Source organism: Nocardiopsis listeri NBRC 13360 (assembly GCF_001570765.1).
GTDB lineage: Bacteria > Actinomycetota > Actinomycetes > Streptosporangiales > Streptosporangiaceae > Nocardiopsis > Nocardiopsis listeri.
In genome coordinates, this window is the sequence record NZ_BCSH01000022.1 from 90,842 (window position 1) to 109,676 (window position 18,835).

The following is an 18,835-nucleotide window of genomic DNA, read 5'->3' on the forward strand; positions in this document are numbered from 1 at the left end:
GAGGTCGCTTATCTGGTCACCCCGCGCGCTGTGGCGGGGAATGGTGTGCTCCGGTCGGTCGGGCCCTGGGGCACCGTGGGCGACCGGTTCACGAGCTCATCGCTCGCCGGGGTCCTCCGTGATTCCACGGAGTGCGTCCCAGCGCGGATCGATGCCGTCGCCGTGCCCGTGATCGGGCTCGGCCTCGGCGAGCTTGACGCCACACTCGGAGCACAGGCCGGGGCAGTCCGGTCCGCACAGCGGTGAGAGTGGGAGCGCGAGCACGACGGCGTCTCGGACCACCGGTTCGAGGTCGAGCAGGTCGCCCTCTAGATAGTAGTCCTCATCCTCGTCGCCCGAGTCCTCGCCATCGGCCGCGGTGACGTCGTCATCGTCCCCGGGGTAACGGAACATCTCCTGGAAGCGGGCTTCCAGCCCCTCGGACAGGGGGTCGAGGCAGCGGGAGCACTCGGCGGTCAGGTTGCCACTGACGGTCCCGGTGACCAGGACCCCCTCCATGACGGCCTCCAAGCGCAGGTCCAGCTCGATCTCCTGCCCTCTGGGCACGCCTGCCATCGCCGTCTCGAACCCTTCGGTGAGGGTCACGATACGGTTGACGGTCCGCATCGACCCCGGCTGGCGGCCCAGCGGGCGGGTGTCGACCACGTACGGGCCACGGGCATCTAGACGAGACAGAGTGATCGCGCTTTCAAAAGAGGTTCCGAGGGCCGGGCACGAGCTCGCCGACGCTTGCGCGTCGGTCGTTCACGGTGGTGCTGACCGGCCTGAGCGCACGCCGAAGACCGGCGACGCCTATGGTCGAACCAGGATTCTACCTACCATGCCCCCGCGTACCCAAATCAGGGCCCGAGGATCCTACTCCGCGCGCTTCTCCTCGTACTTGTCCTTGAGCCGCCCCTGGACGTAGGGCGTGACCAGGCTGGAGACGTCGCCGCGGTGCAGGGCGATCTCGCGGACCAGACTGGACGACAGGAACGAGTACTGGGGGTTGGCCGTCATGAAGACGGTCTCCACGCCGGAGAGCCGATAGTTCATCTGCGCGATCTGCAACTCGTAGTCGAAGTCGCTGACCGAGCGCAGGCTGCGCACGATGGTCCCGATGTCGTTCTCGCGACAGAAGTCGACGAGCATCCCGTCGAACTCGCTGACACGCACGTTGCCGAACTCGGACGTGCCCTCGCGGAGCATGTCGAGCTTCTCGGGGACGGTGAAGAGACCCCGCTTGTTGACGTTGTTCAGTACGGCGGCGATGACCTCGTCGTACTGTTTGGCGGCTCGACCGATGATGTCGATGTGGCCGTAGGTGACCGGGTCGAAGGAACCCGGACAGACAGCTCTGCGCACGGTGGATCGCCCCTCTCCTGAACTACTCGCGGGTACCGCGATCGTAGGGGTTGGACTCCACGCCGATTCGGGCAACTCCCCCTTAGTATCCACATTCACCCCGTTTTGAGTGTGGAAACCCGGCCCTTCAGGGCCGGGAGGAAACACCCCCGCACACCCTTCCCGGCCATCCAAGACCGGAAAAACACCGAGAAGTTCTCTGATTCGCCCCCACCTCCTGGTCGGGGGTGGTTAGCGTATTGGACCATGAAGCTGGTGGTGCGGGTCAAGCTGCTGCCTTCGCCGGAGACAGGCGCAGGCACTGAAAGCGACCCTGCGCGCCTGTAACCAGGCCGCCGACCACGCCTCCCGCATCGCTCAGGCCACCGGGGCTCGCGACAAGTACGCCCTGCAACGGGCCGTCTACCACGAGCTGAAAACCAGGTTCGCCTTGTCGGCGCAGCCCACGGTGCGGGTCATCGGCAAGGTGTGTGATGCCTACACCACCCGGCAGGCGAACCTGAAAGCCGGCAACCTGGGCAGGAAGGGCTCCCCACGCCGTCAGCGGGCCACCTCCACCCCCATTTCCTTTCGCCTCGATGCGGCCCAACCCTTCGATGATCGGTGTCTGTCCTGGCAGATGGACGCCCGCACCGTATCGATCTGGACCGTGTCCGGGCGGATGAAGAACCTGGACTTCACCACCTCCCCCGAACAGCTCAAACTCCTGACCGAGTACCGCCAGGGTGAGAGCGACCTGCTCTGCCAGGACGGGCAGTGGTTCCTGGCGTCTACTTGTGAGGTGCCCGAACGGGTGGAGAACCCGGATCCTGCCGGGTGGGTGGGGGTGGATCTGGGGATCGTGGAGATCGCCACCACCTCCACCGGGGACCGCTTCGCCGGACGCCACCTGAACCGGCAGCGCAGGCAACAGAGTGAGCTTCGCGCCAAACTCCAGGCCAAGAACACCAAGAGCGCCAAACGCGTCTTGAAGCGCCTGCGCCGCCGGGAAGCACGGCGGGCGCGGGATGTGAACCATCGGATTTCCAAACGCATCGTGGAGCGGGCCGAACGCACCGATCACGGCATCGTCCTTGAAGACCTTCGGGGCATCCGTGGCCGGGTACGGCAGGCCAAACAACAGCGTTCCATGCTGCATGCGTGGGGTTTCGCGCAGTTGCGGGACTTCATCGCCTATAAGGCTCGCAGGGTGGGGGTGCCGGTCCTGGTGGTGGATCCGGCCTACACCTCCCAGACCTGCTCGGAGTGCGACCACACCTCCAGACGCAACCGGCCCACCCGGAACCGGTTCGTGTGCCGAAGTTGTGGTGTGGTGTTGCACGCCGATGTGAACGCCGCACGCAACCTCGCCCACCGAGGCGGAGTGGCGTGGGCTGCGGGGCGTCGATCAACCGCCCCAGCACCCACCAGATGAGTGGGTGTCGGACGCGGGAGGAGGGATCCATCCACCAGATGGGCACCTACCCGCAAGCCCGTGAGCGTCAGCCACGGGTAGTTGACACGCAGTACGGACTCAGGGGACACGCTCCCTTGACCCCGCCTAACCGGTGGCGCGGGCGTACCAGAGGATGGCCTCGCCGTACTTTCGGCTGCGGTCGAGTTCGATGCCCTTGGGCCAGGTCGGTTCCGGACTGCGCTTGGAGCGCTCCATCACCACGACCGTGTCCTGGGTCGACCAACCGTGCTCGACCAGGTCGGCGAGGACCCCGGCGATCTCCTCCTCGGTGACCGGGTAGGGCGGGTCGGCCACCACCAGGTCGTAGGGGGATCCGGTGTTGCCGCGCGCCAGGACTCGTTCCACGCGATCCGCGACCAGTTCGGCCCCGGCCAGCCTCAGCGTCGAGATGTTGCCGCGCACCACCTGGGCCGCCTTGCGGTCGGCCTCCACCATCAGGGCGTGGGACGCGCCACGTGAGAGGGCCTCCAGGCCGATGGCGCCCGATCCGGCGTACAGGTCCATCACCCGGATCCCGTCGAGGGAGCCGAGGTCGGACTGGACGGAGGCGAACAACGCCTCGCGGGCACGGTCACTGGTGGGCCTGGTGGTGCGGCCGTCGGGGGCGTTGATGCGTCGACCGCCCGCCGCCCCGGCGATGATGCGGGTCATGGCCACCACGGTAGTGCGCTCACGGAGTCGGGTGAGGGGCAGGGCTTCTCGGCCACCCGGAAGGTCAGGTCTTCTCCAGGTACTCGGCGCGTTCCTCCGGGAGCAGGGCGGTCAGTGCCTGCGCCAAGGGCGGGTGGCCGTCCAGGGACGGGTCCTTCGCCACGTACCGGGTCGCCGCCTCGCGGGCCTGTCCGATGAGCTTCTCGTCGTAGACCAGGGTGAGCATGCGCAGGCTGGAACGGGCACCCGACTGGGCGTCGCCCAGGACGTCGCCCTCACGGCGCATCTCCAGGTCGGCGCGGGAGAGCTCGAATCCGTCGGTGGTGGACGCCACCGTGGCCAGCCGCTCGCGTGCGGGGGCGCCCTCCTCCGACTCGGTGACCAGCAGGCAGAGTCCGGGCAGCCGCCCACGGCCGACCCGTCCGCGCAGCTGGTGCAGCTGGGAGACACCGAACCGGTCCGCGTCCATGATCGCCATGACGGTGGCGTTGGGCACGTCCACTCCGACCTCGATGACGGTGGTGGAGACCACCACGTCGGTCTCCCCCGCGTTCAGCCGGCGCATGACCGCGTCCTTGTCCTCGGGCGTCATACGGCCGTGCAGGGCCTCCACCCGCACGTCCGCCAACGGTCCCTCCTTCAGCCGGGCCAGCACGTCCAGCACGGCCAACGGCGGACGAGCGCCCTGGGGCGACTCCTCCCGCGGTGCGTCGACCTCGTCGCCGACCTCACCACCACCGGAACCGTCGGTGCCGTCACCGATCCGGGGACACACCACGAACGCCTGCCGTCCCCGACCGACCTCTTCGCGGATCCGCTCCCAGGCCCGGGACAGGAAGTGGGGTTTCTCCGCCGCCGGGACCACGTGCGTGGACACCGATGCGCGCCCCTTGGGCAGCTGGGTCAGCGCCACCACGTCCAGGTCCCCGTACACGGTCATCGCGACGGTGCGCGGAATGGGGGTGGCGGTCATCACCAGAACGTGCGGGCGGCCGTCGACGGCCTTCTCCCGCAGGGCGTCGCGCTGCTCCACGCCGAAGCGATGCTGTTCATCCACCACCACCAGACCCAGGTCGGCGAAGGACACGTGTTCCTGGAGGAGGGCATGCGTGCCCACGACGATCCCGGCCGCGCCCGAGGCGGCGTCCAGCAACGCCTCCCGACGGGCTGCGGCACCCATGGAACCGGTGAGCAGCGCCACCCTGGTGGCGTGTTCGGCGCCGTCGATCTGCCCCGCGCGGCCGAGCGCACCGAGCATCGCGCTGATGGAGCGGTGGTGCTGCTGGGCGAGGACCTCGGTGGGGGCGAGCATCACGGCCTGGCCCCCCGAGTCCACGACCCGCAACATCGCGCGCAGGGCCACGAGGGTCTTGCCCGCGCCCACGTCGCCCTGTAGGAGACAGTGCATGGGGTTGGTCGCCTCGAGTCGTTCGGCCAGGGCGTCGCCGACCTCGCGCTGCCCGTCGGTGAGGGTGAAGGGAAGTCGGGCGTCGAACGCGTCGAGGATGCCGTCGCTCGCCCCGGGGCGAGGCTTGGCGGGCAGTTCCTCGGCCTTGTGCCGACGTTGGGCCAGGGCGATCTGCACCACGAACGCCTCGTCCCACTTCAGCCTGCGCCGGGCGGGCTTGAGATCGTCCATGTCCTTGGGCCGGTGGATCCGGGTCAGGGCGTCGTGCACGTCGAGCAGCCGCTGTTCGGAGCGCAGCTCCGGGGGGAGCGGGTCGGGGATGTCGACGGCGTAGTCCAAGGCCACGCCCACCGACCGGGCGATGGTCGCCGAGTCCAGCCCCTTGACCGCCGGATAGACCGGGATGACCTCGTCGGCGTAGGCCCGCGCCGCCTCTCCGTCCAGACCTTCCTCGTCGAGCAGCACGTACTCGGGATGGTCGAGCTGTCGGCGCCCCTTGAACGTGGAGACCCTGCCGGAGAACATGGCCAGTCGCCCCGGGACCAGGGCACCCTGGTGGTAGGAACCCCGGTTGAAGAAGGTCAGGTGCAGGCGGCCGGTCCCGTCGGTGACGACGGCCTCCATCATGTCCAGGCGGCGGCGCCCCTGACGGGCCGGGATGGTCTTGCGCCGGGCGTCGAGCACCTTGGCCTGCACGGTCACGTCCTCGCCCTCGCGCAGCAGCGCGAGGTCGGTCAGGTCACCACGGCGGTCGTAGCGGCGCGGGTAGTAGCGCAGCAGGTCGCCGAGGGTGCGCAGGTCGAGTTTCTCGGCCAGTGCCTTGGCCGTCCTGCCGCCGAGCGGTCCCTTGCTCAGCGGCTCGTCCCAGGTGCTCACTGTCGTCCCCGTCCTGGACTCGTGCGTCGATCCACCCGCCACGTTAGACAGTATCTTTCAGCGCCTCCGCTTCGCTTCGGCGTGTTCAGACGCCTGCAAGTCAGGAACCTTCGGCACCTACGGCGTGACCCTCGTTCCTCGGATCCCACCTACGGCACCTCCCCCGGCCACCAGGAAACAGGGCCTGACGGCGCCCGAACGGGAAACCCCCCGTGGCTCGCAGGACAGACCTTAGACCTCGGGTATGACGGGTGGGCCCCGATGTGGTCGGTCACCCGTGTCGGAGGTGCCGCCCCGGGACATGGGGTGTGGGCGAGCGGCACTCTCAACCGGGGTATACTCGTCAGAGTTCATCGCGTTTTCGCCATGCCTGTGTGGCTGATCTCGATGCTCCGGTGGTGGTGCTCCAGGCTTCGGCCGCACCTGTTCCACCGTTGCGCGAACGGATGCCGTCCAGTGGTCTTGTTCCACTTTCGGGTAGCACCCTCGTGTACTCTTCCAAGGTTGGCGTCTTCGCCGACCTGTCCGCCCGACCTCTCCCGGTCGGATGAACCTTCGCGTGCGGCGACGTGCGCGATCCCGAGCGCTTGAATGGAGTTACCGTGGCTTCCGTCTGCGACGTCTGCGGCAAGGGACCAGGGTTCGGTAACAGTGTTTCCCACTCGCACCGTCGCACCCGCCGCCGCTGGAACCCCAACATCCAGACCGTTCGCACCCGCGTGGGCGGCACGCCCAAGCGTGTGAACGCATGCACCTCGTGCATCAAGGCCGGCAAGGTGACCCGCTAAGGGAACCCGCCCCTGTCTGTTTCGTCGAAGGCCCTCCGGCTCCGGTCGGGGGGCCTTCGTCATGCCCGCTTCCGTTCGCGTGCGTCGTGGAACGGAGGGCGCTGTGGGATCGGTGGCCGTGTGACCGATGTGGGCCGTGTCGGGTCATGGGGCGCCCGGTGGGCTTCGAGGTGTTCGAGGTCGGCGGATCAGAGTTGGCAGACGTGCCCGTTGAGCGAGCAGCGGATCGGGCTCTGGGCGACCCCGACCGCGTCGAAGGTGAGTTCGGCCGACTCTCCCGGTTCCAGTGCCGCCTCGGTACCGGACCGACCGGCCAGGATGCCGTCGTCCAAGGGCTCCCAGTCGGCGTCTCGGACGTCGGTGACCTCGGCGCTCTCGAACGCCAACGCCAGTTCCCACGCGTTCAGCGTGCTGTTGGAGGTGTTGGTGACGGTGACCTCTCCGGTGAACCCCATGGAGGAGGACTCCAGGACCCGGTAGACGACCGTGGTGGGTTCGGTCCCGGCCTGGGTCTGGGGCCCCGAGTCGCCCTCTTCCGGGCTCTCCCCCTCGGGATCGGCGGAGGTCTCCTCATCGGGTTCGGCCCCGTCCTGGGTCCCTGGCGCCTCGGTCGCGCCGGGAGCGCCGCCGAATTGCAGGTAGATCTGGGTGGTGCTGTACCCGAACAGGATCAGACCGAGGATGACGCCGGAGACGATGAGGATGTTGAGCAACCTCGGAGGTTCGACACGTTTGGGGACAGTGCTCTCGATGAGGCCGCCGAACCTCCGCAGGGGACCGGCGTTCTCCGGTTCGCTGCGGTGGGCTCCCCGGCGAGGACCACGCCTCCTAGCCATACCGCCTCATCAACCGCCTCTCGACACTGCTCCGCTTCCCTGCCGTGACCCCCGGTCCGCGTCCCGACCGGCCGCCGGCCGACGCCGGTCGCGATGGCAAAGCCTAGCGTGATCGCCAAACAGGACAAATCCAATCGGGCTCACGCCCGACGGAAATGATCCCATCCCCCGCCCTCCACCACGTTCCCGTCCACGGTGACGGAGGGACCGGTGTCCTCCCCCGAGGAAACGGCGGTCGCCACGACGGCCCCCACCGAATACCAGTGTTCCGGAAGGTCGACCTCGGCGGGAAAGACAGCTGCCAACGAGTGGTCCTCCCCGCCCATGAGCATCAGCCCACGGGCGGCCTCTTCGATCTTCCCCTCCGCGACACCGAGTATTCCCATGGCTTCGAGGAGTGCCGGATCGGGGCGCAGTGCCTTCGAGTCCAGATCGATACACACCCCGCTGCGCGCGGCGATGTGTCCGAGGTCCTGTAGAAAACCATCGCTGACGTCGAGCATGGCGGTGGCGCCGAGTCGGGCCGCCTCCGGCCCCGCCGCGTAGGGAGGGCTCGGCCTGCGGTGTTCGTCCAGGCAGACCGCGGGACCGTCGATCCCCCGTTCCAGTAGGGCCAGCCCCGCGGCGGAGAGTCCCAGATTGCCCGCGTAGGCGACCACGTCTCCGGGCCGGGCGCCGTCGCGTCGTACCGGCGACCTCCCCTCCAGGTCTCCCAAGGCCGTGACCGCGATGGTCAGCACCTCCGAGCCCACCATGTCGCCGCCGACCACGGCTCCCCCGGCGAGCGCGCACTCGTCGCGCACGCCCGCGGTGAACTCCTCCGCCCACACGACCGGCAGGTCGGGCGGTGCGGCGAACCCGATGAGCATGCCGGTGGGACGTGCGCCCATGGCGACCACGTCCGCGTAGTTCTGCGCCACGGCGCGATGCCCGACGTCACGGGCGCTGGACCATTCTCGTTTGAAGTGGCGGCCCTCGACCAGCAGATCCGTGGTCGCGACCGTACGCCCGTCGGGCGCGGCAACGATCGCGGCGTCATCGCCGGGTCCGAGGATTACATCGTCCGTCCCGGGGAATTGGCTCGTCACACGTGTGATCAGAGCGAACTCACCCAGGCCCCCAATGGTGCTCAACACGAAGATCAGGGTACGGTGACGCTCCGGTTCAGGGGCCCGGATCCGGTGGTCGGGCCTCGATGTCGGTCATCCGTTCGTCATCGGCTGCGCCCCGGCTCGGGCGATTTCCCTCTTGGTACACACCAGCACGGTACGAAGGAGTAGACACATGGTGCAGGCGTACATCCTGGTTCAGACCGAGGTCGGTCAGGCCGCCGAGGTCGCGGAGCGCATCCGGGCGATCGACGGGGTCGAGAAGGCGAACGACGTCACGGGTCCCTACGATGTGATCGTGCAGGCCGAGGCCGACGACATCGACGCCCTGGGCACCCTCGTGGTCGCCCGCATTCAACGGCTCGACGGCATCGCCCGTACCCTGACCTGTCCCATCGTCAACATCTGAGTGTCGACCGCGTCGACGGAGCGAGGTTGCTTGTGCTGAAACGGTACTTGGGCGCGGCCGGTGCCGTCGTCCTGCTGGCCGCCGGCTGTGGGCAGACCGTGCAGATGCAGCCCTTCGAAGCACAAGCGAACACCGAAGAGGCCTGCGCCGCCCTCGTCGCGGACCTTCCGGACACCCTCCTCGACGCCGATCGCGCCACGGTCCGCCCCGAGTCGAACGTGATGGCCGCCTGGGGCGACCCTCCCATCGGTCTTCGCTGCGGTGTCCCTCGCCCCTCCGACCTGAAGAGGGACTCCGCCCTGACCGTGGTCGGCGACGAGGACGCTGGTGAGGAGACCGTCTCCTGGCTGCCGCAGTCGGGGAACTCTTCGACCGTGTACGTCTCGGTGTATCGAGAGGCCTACGTGGAGCTGAGCGTTCCCAGCGCCCACGGCAATCCCGCCGCCGCGCTGGCCCAGGTGAGCGAGCTGATCGAGCGGCACCTGGAGGAGCGCCCCGACAGCGGCGTGTGACCACCGATGCCTCGGGGGCGCGGACGACGGTGGTTCCGTCATCCGCGCCCCCGTTCGTGTACCGCATCGCCGAGGTCCGAAGTGAGGTCCGTGCCTACTCGGATTCCTCTTCGCCACCGTCCCCGGTGGTGTCCTCGTTGTCGGGGTCGGACCCCTCCTCGTCGCTGTCGGCGCCCTCGATGACCTCGGCCTGTTCGCCCTGTGCGGCGATCTGTTCCTCGACCTCGGTGGCGCTCTCGGCGATGCCACCCGAGCAGGCGGCACCCGGCTCGGGGACGTCCGTGCCACGCTCGTACAGCTGCACGTAGCGGCTCAGGTTCTCGTCGTCGGCGGAGTCCACGGCGATCTGACGTTCCCAGCTGGAGGCCACGATCGGGGCTTCCATCTCGCCCTCGTAGGGGGTGACCAGGACGTAGTCGCCCGGGTTGTAGAAGCTCTCCAGAGTGTCCACCTCGTCCTGGGGCAGCTCCGGGTCGTAGTTGATCCACACGGCGCCGTGTTCCAGGGCGTGGACACCGAACTCCGGGGTGATCGGGTCGGGGTAGACCCCGCAGTTCTGCCACTGCGGCCAGTGCTGACCGCCGACCGGCGGGGACTGCTCGTAGTCCACCCGCTCGCCGACGGTCACGTGGCTGTACTCGTCGATCGTGTACTCCGCGACGCCCTCGATATCGTGGCTGCGCAGCTCCATGAAGACGGCCGTGCCCAGTAGCCCCAGGACCGCGACTCCGGCCACGGAGACACCCGTGACCTTGAGGGCTTTGGCGCGCCGCTCCTTCTTGCGCTGTTCCTCACGCAACGCGGCCGCTCTGGCGCGGCGCTCCTCCGCCTTCGACTTCTTGGCCACGGGGACTCCTGGGGATGCGAGTGGTCGGACAGAACTTTCCTATCCTCTACTTTGTCAGCAGAGTTGGGCGATTTGACCAAGGTGGTTCGAATGGGGCGATTGGCCGGGCCCGCCTCCGGCGACGGCGGCGACAGCGAGACGGACGGGCACGAGGACGACGATCCCTTGCCCCAGGGGTTCTCCCTCGCGTCCGAACGCACCGGGTCCACACCCTTGACACAACGGTCCGTGCCGCTGTGGACGTCCGTGATCCTGGTCGCGTTGGCGCTGGTCGCGGGCTTCTTCCTGGGGCGCCCCTCCTACCCGTTGGACACCGGGGCCGACGCCGGGTTCCTGCGCGACATGAGTTCGCACCACGCTCAGGCCGTGGACATGTCGATGATCGTCCTCGACAAGACCGATGACGTGGAGCTGTACACCGTGGCCATGGACATGGCCAGGACCCAGCAGGCACAGATCGGCATCATGCAGGGCTGGTTGTCGGCGTGGGGGTTGACCGCGCGCGCGTCCGAGCCGCCGATGACCTGGATGGAGGGCCACGACCACGGCGGTGGCGAGGGCGAGGTGCCCGAGACCATGCCGGGGTTGGCCACCGACGAGCAGATGGTGCAGCTGGAGGAGGCCGAGGGCGAGGAGGCCGAGGTCATGTTCTTGAACCTGATGATCGCCCATCACCTGGGCGGCATCGAGATGGCCGACGCCGAGGTGGAGTTGGGCGGCGAGGACCTCGTCGTCCAGCTCGCCCAGGGCATGGTCGACGCTCAGACGGTCGAGGTGGAGAACATGGAGAGGATGCTGGAGCGGTACGAGTGACGCGTCCTCGGTGAGTGTGCTCAAGGACACCGGTGGCCACGAAGAGCCGCCTTCAGCCCCATCCCTCACACCACCGATGAGCTGACCGAACACCATCGAAAACGAAGACCGTTCCCCGGCGGAGCGCCCTCGGCCCGAGGGCGCTCCGCCGTTTCGCGGGCCTTCCACCCGAGGTGAGGGCCGTCACGAGCTCCGTTTCACAGGGGGCCTCTCCGACTACGACCGAAAGTAGCACTACAGTTTGTAGTACTACCGGCGGTCGGTATATGTGAGAGGCGTACATGGAAGCTCTAGACCTGGCGCGATGGCAGTTCGGGGTCACCACGATCTACCACTTCCTGTTCGTGCCCCTGACCATCGGACTGTCGTTCATCGTGGCCGTACTCCAGACGTTCTGGTACAAGACCGGACGTCACGAGTACCTCCAGGCGACGCAGTTCTTCGGCAAGTTGTTCCTGATCAACTTCGCCATGGGTGTGGTCACCGGGATCGTGCAGGAGTTCCAGTTCGGCATGAACTGGAGCGAGTACTCCCGCTTCGTCGGTGACGTCTTCGGCGCTCCCCTGGCGATGGAGGCGCTCCTGGCCTTCTTCCTGGAGTCCACCTTCATCGGACTGTGGATCTTCGGCTGGCACCGGCTCCCACGCGGGATCCACCTGACCTGCATCTGGTTGGTCGCCATCGGCACCAACCTGTCGGCCTACTTCATCCTCGCCGCCAACGCCTGGATGCGCCGTCCCGTCGGATTCGAGGTGAACCCCGAGAACGGCCGCGCCGAACTCAACGACATCTGGGCCGTGCTCAGCAACGACCAGGCCTGGTCCACCTACCTGCACACCGTCTCGGCGGCCTTCATCACCGCCGGACTGTTCGTGGTGGCGGTCAGCGCCTTCAAGCTGTGGCGCAACCTGAAGCACGACGACACCGGCGAAGTCGGTGTCACACCGCCCAAGCGGGACTTCGCGCTGTTCCGGTCCACCCTGAAGGTCGGTCTGGTCTTCACCCTCCTCGCCGGAGCGCTCACCATCTTCTCCGGCGATCACCAGGCCAAGCTCGCCGCCGAGTACGAACCCATGAAGCTGGCCGCCGCCGAGGCCCTCTGGGACACCGAGGAAGGCGCCGCGTTCTCCACCTTCGCGGTCGGCGACACCGAGGCCCGCCACAACCCGATCGACGTCACCGTCCCCAACGTCCTCAGCTTCCTGGCCACCGGGCACTTCGACGGCGAGGTGCACGGCATGAACAACCTCCAGGAGGCCTACGAGGAGTTCTACGGGCCCGGTGACTACATCCCCAACGTGTTCGTCGTCTACTGGTCCTTCCGCCTCATGATCGGCCTGGGCCTGTTCGGTGTGGCGGTGGCGGCCCTGGGGTTGTGGCTCACCCGTGGACGGGAACGCGTGCCCCGGACCAAGTGGTTCTACCTCGCCGGCGTCCTCGCGTTGCCCGCCGCCCTGCTCGCCAACGTCTTCGGCTGGGTGCTCACCGAGATGGGCCGTCAGCCCTGGACCGTGCACGGCGAACTCCTCACCGCGAACAGTGTCTCGCCGGGGGTGAGCCTGGGAACCGTGGCGATGAGCCTGGGCATCTTCACCGCCGTCTACGGACTCCTCTTCGTGGTGGAGGTCGGGCTGCTCTGGAAGTACGTCAAGAAGGGCCCCACCCACCTCGTTCCCGACCTGGAGAACGACGAGGACGAGTCCCAGATCCCGCACTTCAGCTACTAGGAGCAGCAAGACCATGGAACTGGCCGTCATCTGGTTCATCGCCATCGCCGTCCTGTGGATCGGCTACTTCGTCCTGGAGGGGTTCGACTTCGGGGTGGGCGCCCTTCTGCCCTTCATGGGCGAGCGCAACTCCGTCGACCGCAGGGTCGCCATCAACTCGATCGGCCCGGTCTGGGACGGCAACGAGGTGTGGGTCATCACCGCGGGCGGCGCCATGTTCGCCGCGTTCCCCGCCTGGTACGCGTCCCTGTTCAGCGGGTTCTACGTGCCGCTGTTCCTCATCCTCATCGCGCTGATCCTGCGCGGTGTCGCGTTCGAGTACCGGGGCAAGCGCGATGACCCGCGCTGGCAGGACTGGTGGGACCGGGCGATCTTCTTCGGCAGCGTCGTCCCCGCGTTCCTGTGGGGCGTGGCCTTCGCCAACATCGTGCGCGGTGTGGCCATGGACGCCGACCAGATCGTCACCGCGTCCCTGCTCGACCTGCTCAACCCGTACGCCCTGCTCGGCGGGTTGACGACCCTGTCGCTGTTCATCCTGCACGGCGCCGTCTTCCTCACCCTCAAGACCGACGGTCCGGTCCGGATCCGCGCTCGGCGGGCAGCGATGTACTCCGCCTGCGTCGCCCTTCCCGTCGGGGCCGGGTTCCTGCTGTGGACGCAGTTCTCCCACGGGAGGCCGTGGACCCTGCCGCTGGTCCTGACCGCCGCGGTGGCCCTGGTGATCGGTGTCGCGGCGGCGTACCGTCGCATGGAGGGATGGTCCTTCGTGGCCACCGCCGTCACCATCCTGACCGCGGTGACGGCACTGTTCGGGTCGCTGTTCCCGAACGTGCTGCCCTCCACCACCGACCCGGCGTTCAGCCTGACCGTCACCAACGCCTCCTCGGCCGACTACACGCTGACCGTCATGTCGTGGGTGGCGTTGATCGCCCTGCCGGTGGTCATCGGCTACCAGTCCTGGAGCTACTGGGTGTTCCGCAAGCGGGTCACCGGCGAGCAGATCACCCCGGCTTCGGTCGGCGGGGGTGAACCCGAGAAGGTCGCCTAGTTCGCGGCCCATCGACGCCCGTACCCCCGCCCCCGTATCGCCCCGGGGACGGGGGTACGGCGCCGCTCGGCCTCCGTCCGGCGACACCGGGTCCGCACCGTGCCCGTCCCGCCCGGCCCTCCACGGTCCCGCCCACCCGGGACCGTCACGACGATCACACGAGGTCCTTCGCGCATGAAACCGCTCGATCCGCGCCTGGTCCGCACCGCGAGCGCGGTCCGCGTCCACCTGGCCGTCACCGTCGTCAGCGGTGTGTTGATCACCGGCCTGATCCTCCTCCAGGCATGGCTGCTGTCCCGCGTCATCACCGGAGTCCGGGCCGGAGACGGCATGGACGTGCTCGGACCCCTGATCGTCCTGGTCGCCGTCGTCGCCCTGACCCGCGCCCTGCTGTCCTACCTCGCCGAGACCTCCGCGCTGCACAGCGCCGCCCGCACCAAGTCACAGCTGCGGCGCAGACTCATCGCGCACGTGACCGGATCCGGCACGGTGTGGCCGGCCGAAGGCGGCGACGGGCGGGACGGATCGCCCAAGGTCGGTGAACTCGTCACCCTGGCCACCCGCGGCCTGGACGCGCTCGACGAGTACTTCGCGCGTTACCTGCCCCAGTTGGTGCTGTCGGCGATCGTGCCGCTCGCCGTGCTCTCCGTGGTGTTCTGGGCCGACTGGATCTCCGGGGTCGTCATCCTGGTGACGTTGCCGCTCATCCCGATCTTCATGGCGTTGATCGGCATGCACACCCAACAGCGCACCGATCGACAGTGGAAACTGCTGAGCCGGTTGGGCGGCCACTTCCTCGACGTGGTGGAGGGGCTGCCCACCCTGGCGATCTTCCGTCGCGCCAAGGCCCAGGCCGCCATCATCCGCGAGGTCGGGGAGGACCACCGCAAGGCCACCATGGGCACGCTGCGGATCGCCTTCCTGTCCGCGTTCGCCCTCGAACTGCTCGCCACCCTCGCCGTCGCCCTGGTCGCCGTCGAGGTCGGGCTACGGCTGTTGGGCGGCCACATGGACTATCAGACCGCCCTGCTCGTGCTGATCCTGGCGCCCGAGGCGTACCTGCCGCTGCGCGAGGTGGGTGCCCGCTTCCACGCGAGCATGGAGGGGGTCGCCGCGGCCGACCAGGTGTTCACCGAACTCGACCGCCGCCGCGACGACGGAGCCGAGCGCCCCTCGCCCGCGCCGACCGGACGCCCCTCCCCCGCCACCGGCGGCGACCTGCGACTGCGCGGGATCGGGTTGCGCTACCCCGGACGGGACACACCCGCCCTGTCCGAGCTGGACCTGACCCTCGAAGCCGGTGAACACCTGCTGCTGACCGGCCCCAGCGGTTCGGGCAAGACCACCCTGCTGTCCCTGCTGCTGCGCCTACGCGAACCCACCGAGGGCCGGATCGAGGTCCGGGCCCCCGACGGCGAGTGGACACCCCTGTGGGACGTGCCCGTCGAGGACTGGCGCGCCGGCATCGCGTGGGTGCCACAGCACCCCTACCTGTTCGACGTGTCGGTGGCCGACAACATCCGGCTCGGCTCCCCCGACGCCGGCCTCGACCGGGTCCGGGAGGCCGCGCGGCTGGCCGAGGCCGACGGGTTCGTCCAGGCCCTGCCCGACGGCTACGAAACCCGGCTCGGCGAACGCGGCACCCGCCTGTCCGCGGGACAGCGCCAACGCATCGCCCTGGCCCGCGCCCTGTGCCGTGACGCTCCGTTGGTCCTGCTGGACGAGCCCACCGCCCACCTGGACCCGGAGAACGCCACAGCCGTGCGTACCGCCGTGGCCCGCCTCCTGGAGGGACGCACCGCCGTGATCGTCGCGCACGACACCGGTTGGGCCGAGTCCGTCTCCGGCGACCGCCTGCGCACCGCCCACCTGCCGTTGCCCACCGAGAGGGTGTCCCCATGAGTGCCCCCGTCACCGGCCGTGACGTCGACTCCGAGGCCGACCCCGTGATCGGGTCCGTCGTCGACGAACGCGGGCGCCGCAAGGACCCGTTGCGCCGAATGATCGCGCTGGCCCGGCCGCGCAGCGCCCGCTTCGCCCTCGGTGTGCTGTTGGGCGGTGCCGCCACCGGTTCGGGGGTCGCGCTGCTGGGCGTGGCCGCGTGGATGCTGGCCACCGCCGCGAACCATCCCTCCATCACCGCGTTGAGCGTGGCCGTGGTCGCCACCCGCGCGTTGGGCGTGAGCAAGGGCGTGACCCGCTACCTGGAGCGTCTGGTCACCCACGACGCCGCGTTCCGCACCCTGGCCCAGGTGCGGGTACGGGTGTACGAACGACTGGCACGGACCGAGCCGTTCGTCCGATTCCGCTCCGGTGACCTGGTGTCCCGCCTGGTCAACGATACCGAGGCGACCCTCGACCTGTTGGTGCGCGGACTCACCCCTCCGCTGGTGTCGGTGGTGACCGGTGGTGCCACCGTGCTGGTCCTGACCGCGGTGTACGCGCCGGGCGGTCTGCTGCTCGCCGCGGGCCTGTTGCTCGCCGGGCTCGCCGTCCCACTGATGGCCGCCGCGCTGAACCGCAAGCCCGGGCTACGCGAGGCCGAGGCGCGCGGAACCCTGTCCACCGCCCTGGTCGACACCCTCCATGGCGCACCGGACCTGGTGGCCTACGGGGCGATGGACCGCCACGTCGCACGGGTGAACGAGGCCGACGCCGAACTCACCCGGGTGGCCCGCCGCGACGCCGCCACCCTGGGGCTGAGCGAGGGCGTCAACACGTTGATCACCGGCCTGACCGTGTGGGGCGCCCTGTTCTCGGGGGTGCTGGCCGTGGAGGAGGGCACCATCGGCCCCACCGCCTTGGCCGTGCTGGTGCTGGTCACACTCGCCGCCTTCGAGATCGTCGCGCCGTTGCCCGCCGTCGCCTCCCGGCTGGGGGCGATCCGGGCGAGCGGTGTCCGCCTGTTCGGTGTCCTGGACGCTCCTGCGGCGATCGCGCCGCCCGCTCAGGAGGGGCTGGAGATCGATCCGGACGTCGACGCCCCCGTCCACATCCGCGACCTGCGGGTCCGGTACGGTCCCGAGGAACCCTGGGCCTTGGACGGGGTGGATCTGGAGATCCCCGCCGGGGCGACCGTGGCCGTGGTCGGGCCGAGCGGCGCGGGCAAGAGCACACTGGCTTCGGTCCTACTGCGGTTGCGCGACCCCGACGGGGGCCGGGTGGAGATCGGCGGCACCGACATCACCGCCTACCCCGCCGACGAGGTGCGCCGTGTGGTCTCCGGGGTGCCGGAGGACCCGCACGTGTTCGGGTCGACCCTGCGCGAGAACCTGCGCCTGGCCAAGCCCGGCGCCGGGGACGACGAACTCTGCGCCGCGCTGCGCGGCGCACGCCTGGCCCACGACGTCGAGGCGATGCCCCAGGGGTTGGACACCCGGGTGGGGTCCCACGGTCTGGGGCTGAGCGGCGGAATGGTGCGGCGGCTGGCCCTTGCGCGCGCGGTGCTGGCCGCGCCCCGGGTCCTGGTGCTGGACGAGCCCACCGCGCACCTGGACCCCGACACTCGTGACGCCGTGGTGGCGGACCTGCTCGCCGCGGCCGAGGGCTTCTCCACCCTGCTCATCACCCACGACCTCACCGGGCTGGACCGGGTGGATCGGATCTACGTGGTCCGTGACGGCCGTGTGTTGCAGTCGGGCACCCACACCGAGCTGCTGGCGGAGGACGGATGGTACAGACGGGTGCACGAACGCTAGTGTTCGCCTGTGAATCCCATACGTGAGGCCCTCTCCGGGGTCGGCACCCTGTTCCATGGTCTGGCCATCGTCGTGCGCAGACCCCGTCTGTTCCTCCTCGGCGCCCTACCGGCGCTGATCACGTCGCTGCTGTTCCTGGCGGCGCTGGTCACGCTGATCCTCAACATGGAGGATCTGGTCGCCTGGGCCACCCCCTTCGCGGCCGGCTGGGACTCCCCCTGGCGGGGGCTGGTGCGCGGTTCCCTGGCCCTGGGGGTGTTGGTCGGGTCGATCCTGGTGATGGTGGTGGCCTTCACCACGGTGACCCTGACCCTGGGCGCCCCGATCTACGACAAGATCGCCGAGATGGTCGAGGAGGAGATGGGCGGGGCACCCGAGGCCTTCGAAGAGCCCCTGATCGCCTCGATCATCCGCGCCACCCGCCAGGCGGTGGCCCTGGTGCTGGTCTCCCTGGTCGTGACGCTCTGCGCGTTCCTGCTCGGGCTGATCCCCGTGGTGGGTTGGGTCCTGGGACCGGTACTGACCGCCGTGATGGGCGGCTGGCTGCTCTGTATCGAGCTCGTCGCCGGCGCCTTCGACCGCCGAGGGCTGCTGCGGCTCCGGGACCGCCGGCATCACATGGGAGGGCGCCGCTGGCGGGTTCTGGGTTTCTCGATCCCCACGTACTTCCTGCTGGCCGTGCCGTTCGTGGCGGTGGTGGTGTTCCCGGCCGCGACCGCCGGTGGAACCATCCTCGCCCGCGAGCTCCTTCCCGAGCAGTCCCCATCCCCGCAGACACCGGACCCGCAGACGCCGGACCCGCGGACTCCCCTTCCGCCCACTACCTGAACCACGCCACGAAAAGGGCGGGCGACCACGTGGTCGCCCGCTCCCGGACTCACCTCTTGCGTCATTCAGGCGCCGAAGAGCAGTAGATCGGCGGCATCCAACTTCAGGTCGAACGGCTGCGGGAACCGCACCGATCCGTTCTTTCGGGTTCGGGTCACTTCCTGGTACTCCGATCCCTCCGGCTCCTGGAACAGGGCGATCTCTTCCCGTGCCGGATCGATCACCAGGTACAGGGGGACCCCTGCCTGGGCGTACCCCTTCGCCTTGTCGATCCAGTCGTAGTGCCGGCTGCTCGGAGAGACGACCTCCACGACCAGCTCGACCTCCTCCGCGGGCCGAACCCGGTCCGGCCCATCCCAGCCCTCTCCCCTCGCCAGGGGGATCGGCATGACGACCAGATCGGGAACATAACGGTCACCCGTCTTGGCGATCTCCAGAGTGATCATCTGCATCGCACGTAGGCCTTTGCCCTTGAGACCGATCTC

The 18,835-nt window shown here is 68.9% G+C and carries 17 protein-coding genes and 1 pseudogene; 10 read left to right on the plus strand and 8 right to left on the minus strand.

Features of this window, described 5'->3' with window-relative positions; genetic code table 11:
- Positions 1–96: 96 nt before the first annotated feature.
- Positions 97–645: a YceD family protein gene (locus NLI01S_RS08360; protein ID WP_067601849.1), complete on the minus strand. Its 549-nt coding sequence runs from the start codon at positions 643–645 to the stop codon at positions 97–99.
- A gap of 210 nt (positions 646–855) precedes the next feature.
- A complete protein-coding gene (gene coaD / locus NLI01S_RS08365; protein WP_067601852.1) occupies positions 856–1,344 on the minus strand; it encodes a pantetheine-phosphate adenylyltransferase in 489 nt (162 codons plus the stop codon).
- A gap of 246 nt (positions 1,345–1,590) precedes the next feature.
- Here coaD and NLI01S_RS08370 point away from each other — a divergent pair.
- Positions 1,591–2,758: pseudogene (locus NLI01S_RS08370) on the plus strand (RNA-guided endonuclease InsQ/TnpB family protein).
- A 126-nt stretch (positions 2,759–2,884) separates the two neighbouring features.
- On the opposite strand, the gene rsmD reads toward NLI01S_RS08370, so the two are convergent.
- Together rsmD and recG are read right to left on the minus strand one after the other, a co-directional pair.
- Positions 2,885–3,451, minus strand: coding sequence for a 16S rRNA (guanine(966)-N(2))-methyltransferase RsmD (gene rsmD / locus NLI01S_RS08375; protein WP_067601908.1), 567 nt, complete (start codon positions 3,449–3,451; stop codon positions 2,885–2,887).
- Positions 3,452–3,515: 64 nt separating this feature from the next.
- Positions 3,516–5,735: an ATP-dependent DNA helicase RecG gene (gene recG, locus NLI01S_RS08380; RefSeq protein WP_067601855.1), complete on the minus strand. Its 2,220-nt coding sequence runs from the start codon at positions 5,733–5,735 to the stop codon at positions 3,516–3,518.
- A gap of 602 nt (positions 5,736–6,337) precedes the next feature.
- Here recG and rpmB point away from each other — a divergent pair.
- Positions 6,338–6,523, plus strand: coding sequence for a 50S ribosomal protein L28 (gene rpmB / locus NLI01S_RS08385; RefSeq protein WP_013151263.1), 186 nt, complete (start codon positions 6,338–6,340; stop codon positions 6,521–6,523).
- Between the two features lie 188 nt (positions 6,524–6,711).
- On the opposite strand, the gene NLI01S_RS08390 is transcribed toward rpmB, so the two are convergent.
- Entirely contained in the window at positions 6,712–7,359 is a 648-nt protein-coding gene (locus NLI01S_RS08390; protein WP_067601858.1) for a cellulose binding domain-containing protein, read from the minus strand.
- 140 nt (positions 7,360–7,499) lie between these two features.
- The gene (locus NLI01S_RS08395) at positions 7,500–8,495 is read right to left on the minus strand and encodes a thiamine-phosphate kinase (RefSeq protein WP_067601862.1); all 996 of its coding nucleotides are present in this window, start codon (positions 8,493–8,495) and stop codon (positions 7,500–7,502) included.
- A 148-nt stretch (positions 8,496–8,643) separates the two neighbouring features.
- Between NLI01S_RS08395 and NLI01S_RS08400 the strand changes: the two genes are divergently transcribed.
- Entirely contained in the window at positions 8,644–8,877 is a 234-nt protein-coding gene (locus tag NLI01S_RS08400) for an Lrp/AsnC family transcriptional regulator (RefSeq protein ID WP_067601865.1), read from the plus strand.
- A gap of 32 nt (positions 8,878–8,909) precedes the next feature.
- Complete coding sequence (locus NLI01S_RS08405) at positions 8,910–9,389, plus strand: DUF3515 domain-containing protein (RefSeq protein WP_067601868.1); 480 nt, start codon at positions 8,910–8,912, stop codon at positions 9,387–9,389.
- 94 nt (positions 9,390–9,483) lie between these two features.
- Here the strand turns inward: NLI01S_RS08405 and NLI01S_RS08410 are convergent, their stop codons facing one another.
- Positions 9,484–10,236, minus strand: coding sequence for a DUF3105 domain-containing protein (locus tag NLI01S_RS08410; RefSeq protein ID WP_067601871.1), 753 nt, complete (start codon positions 10,234–10,236; stop codon positions 9,484–9,486).
- Positions 10,237–10,326: 90 nt separating this feature from the next.
- Here NLI01S_RS08410 and NLI01S_RS08415 point away from each other — a divergent pair, with 90 nt between their 5' ends.
- The 6 genes from NLI01S_RS08415 (at position 10,327) to NLI01S_RS08440 (ending at position 18,350) form a co-directional block, all read left to right on the plus strand.
- Positions 10,327–11,049, plus strand: coding sequence for a DUF305 domain-containing protein (locus NLI01S_RS08415; protein WP_067601874.1), 723 nt, complete (start codon positions 10,327–10,329; stop codon positions 11,047–11,049).
- Between the two features lie 281 nt (positions 11,050–11,330).
- On the plus strand, positions 11,331–12,776 hold the full coding sequence (locus NLI01S_RS08420) for a cytochrome ubiquinol oxidase subunit I (protein ID WP_067601876.1): 1,446 nt from the start codon (positions 11,331–11,333) through the stop codon (positions 12,774–12,776).
- 13 nt (positions 12,777–12,789) lie between these two features.
- A complete protein-coding gene (cydB, locus tag NLI01S_RS08425) occupies positions 12,790–13,824 on the plus strand; it encodes a cytochrome d ubiquinol oxidase subunit II (protein WP_067601879.1) in 1,035 nt (344 codons plus the stop codon).
- 174 nt (positions 13,825–13,998) lie between these two features.
- Positions 13,999–15,726, plus strand: coding sequence for a thiol reductant ABC exporter subunit CydD (gene cydD, locus NLI01S_RS08430; RefSeq protein ID WP_067601882.1), 1,728 nt, complete (start codon positions 13,999–14,001; stop codon positions 15,724–15,726).
- 98 nt (positions 15,727–15,824) lie between these two features.
- Positions 15,825–17,522 (plus strand): thiol reductant ABC exporter subunit CydC, encoded by a 1,698-nt coding sequence (cydC, locus tag NLI01S_RS08435; protein WP_223809165.1) that lies wholly within the window; start codon positions 15,825–15,827, stop codon positions 17,520–17,522.
- Between the two features lie 9 nt (positions 17,523–17,531).
- On the plus strand, positions 17,532–18,350 hold the full coding sequence (locus NLI01S_RS08440) for an EI24 domain-containing protein (RefSeq protein ID WP_067601888.1): 819 nt from the start codon (positions 17,532–17,534) through the stop codon (positions 18,348–18,350).
- Between the two features lie 65 nt (positions 18,351–18,415).
- Here the strand turns inward: NLI01S_RS08440 and NLI01S_RS08445 are convergent.
- Positions 18,416–18,835: Uma2 family endonuclease (locus tag NLI01S_RS08445; protein WP_067601911.1), on the minus strand; the 420-nt coding region annotated here is incomplete at its 5' end.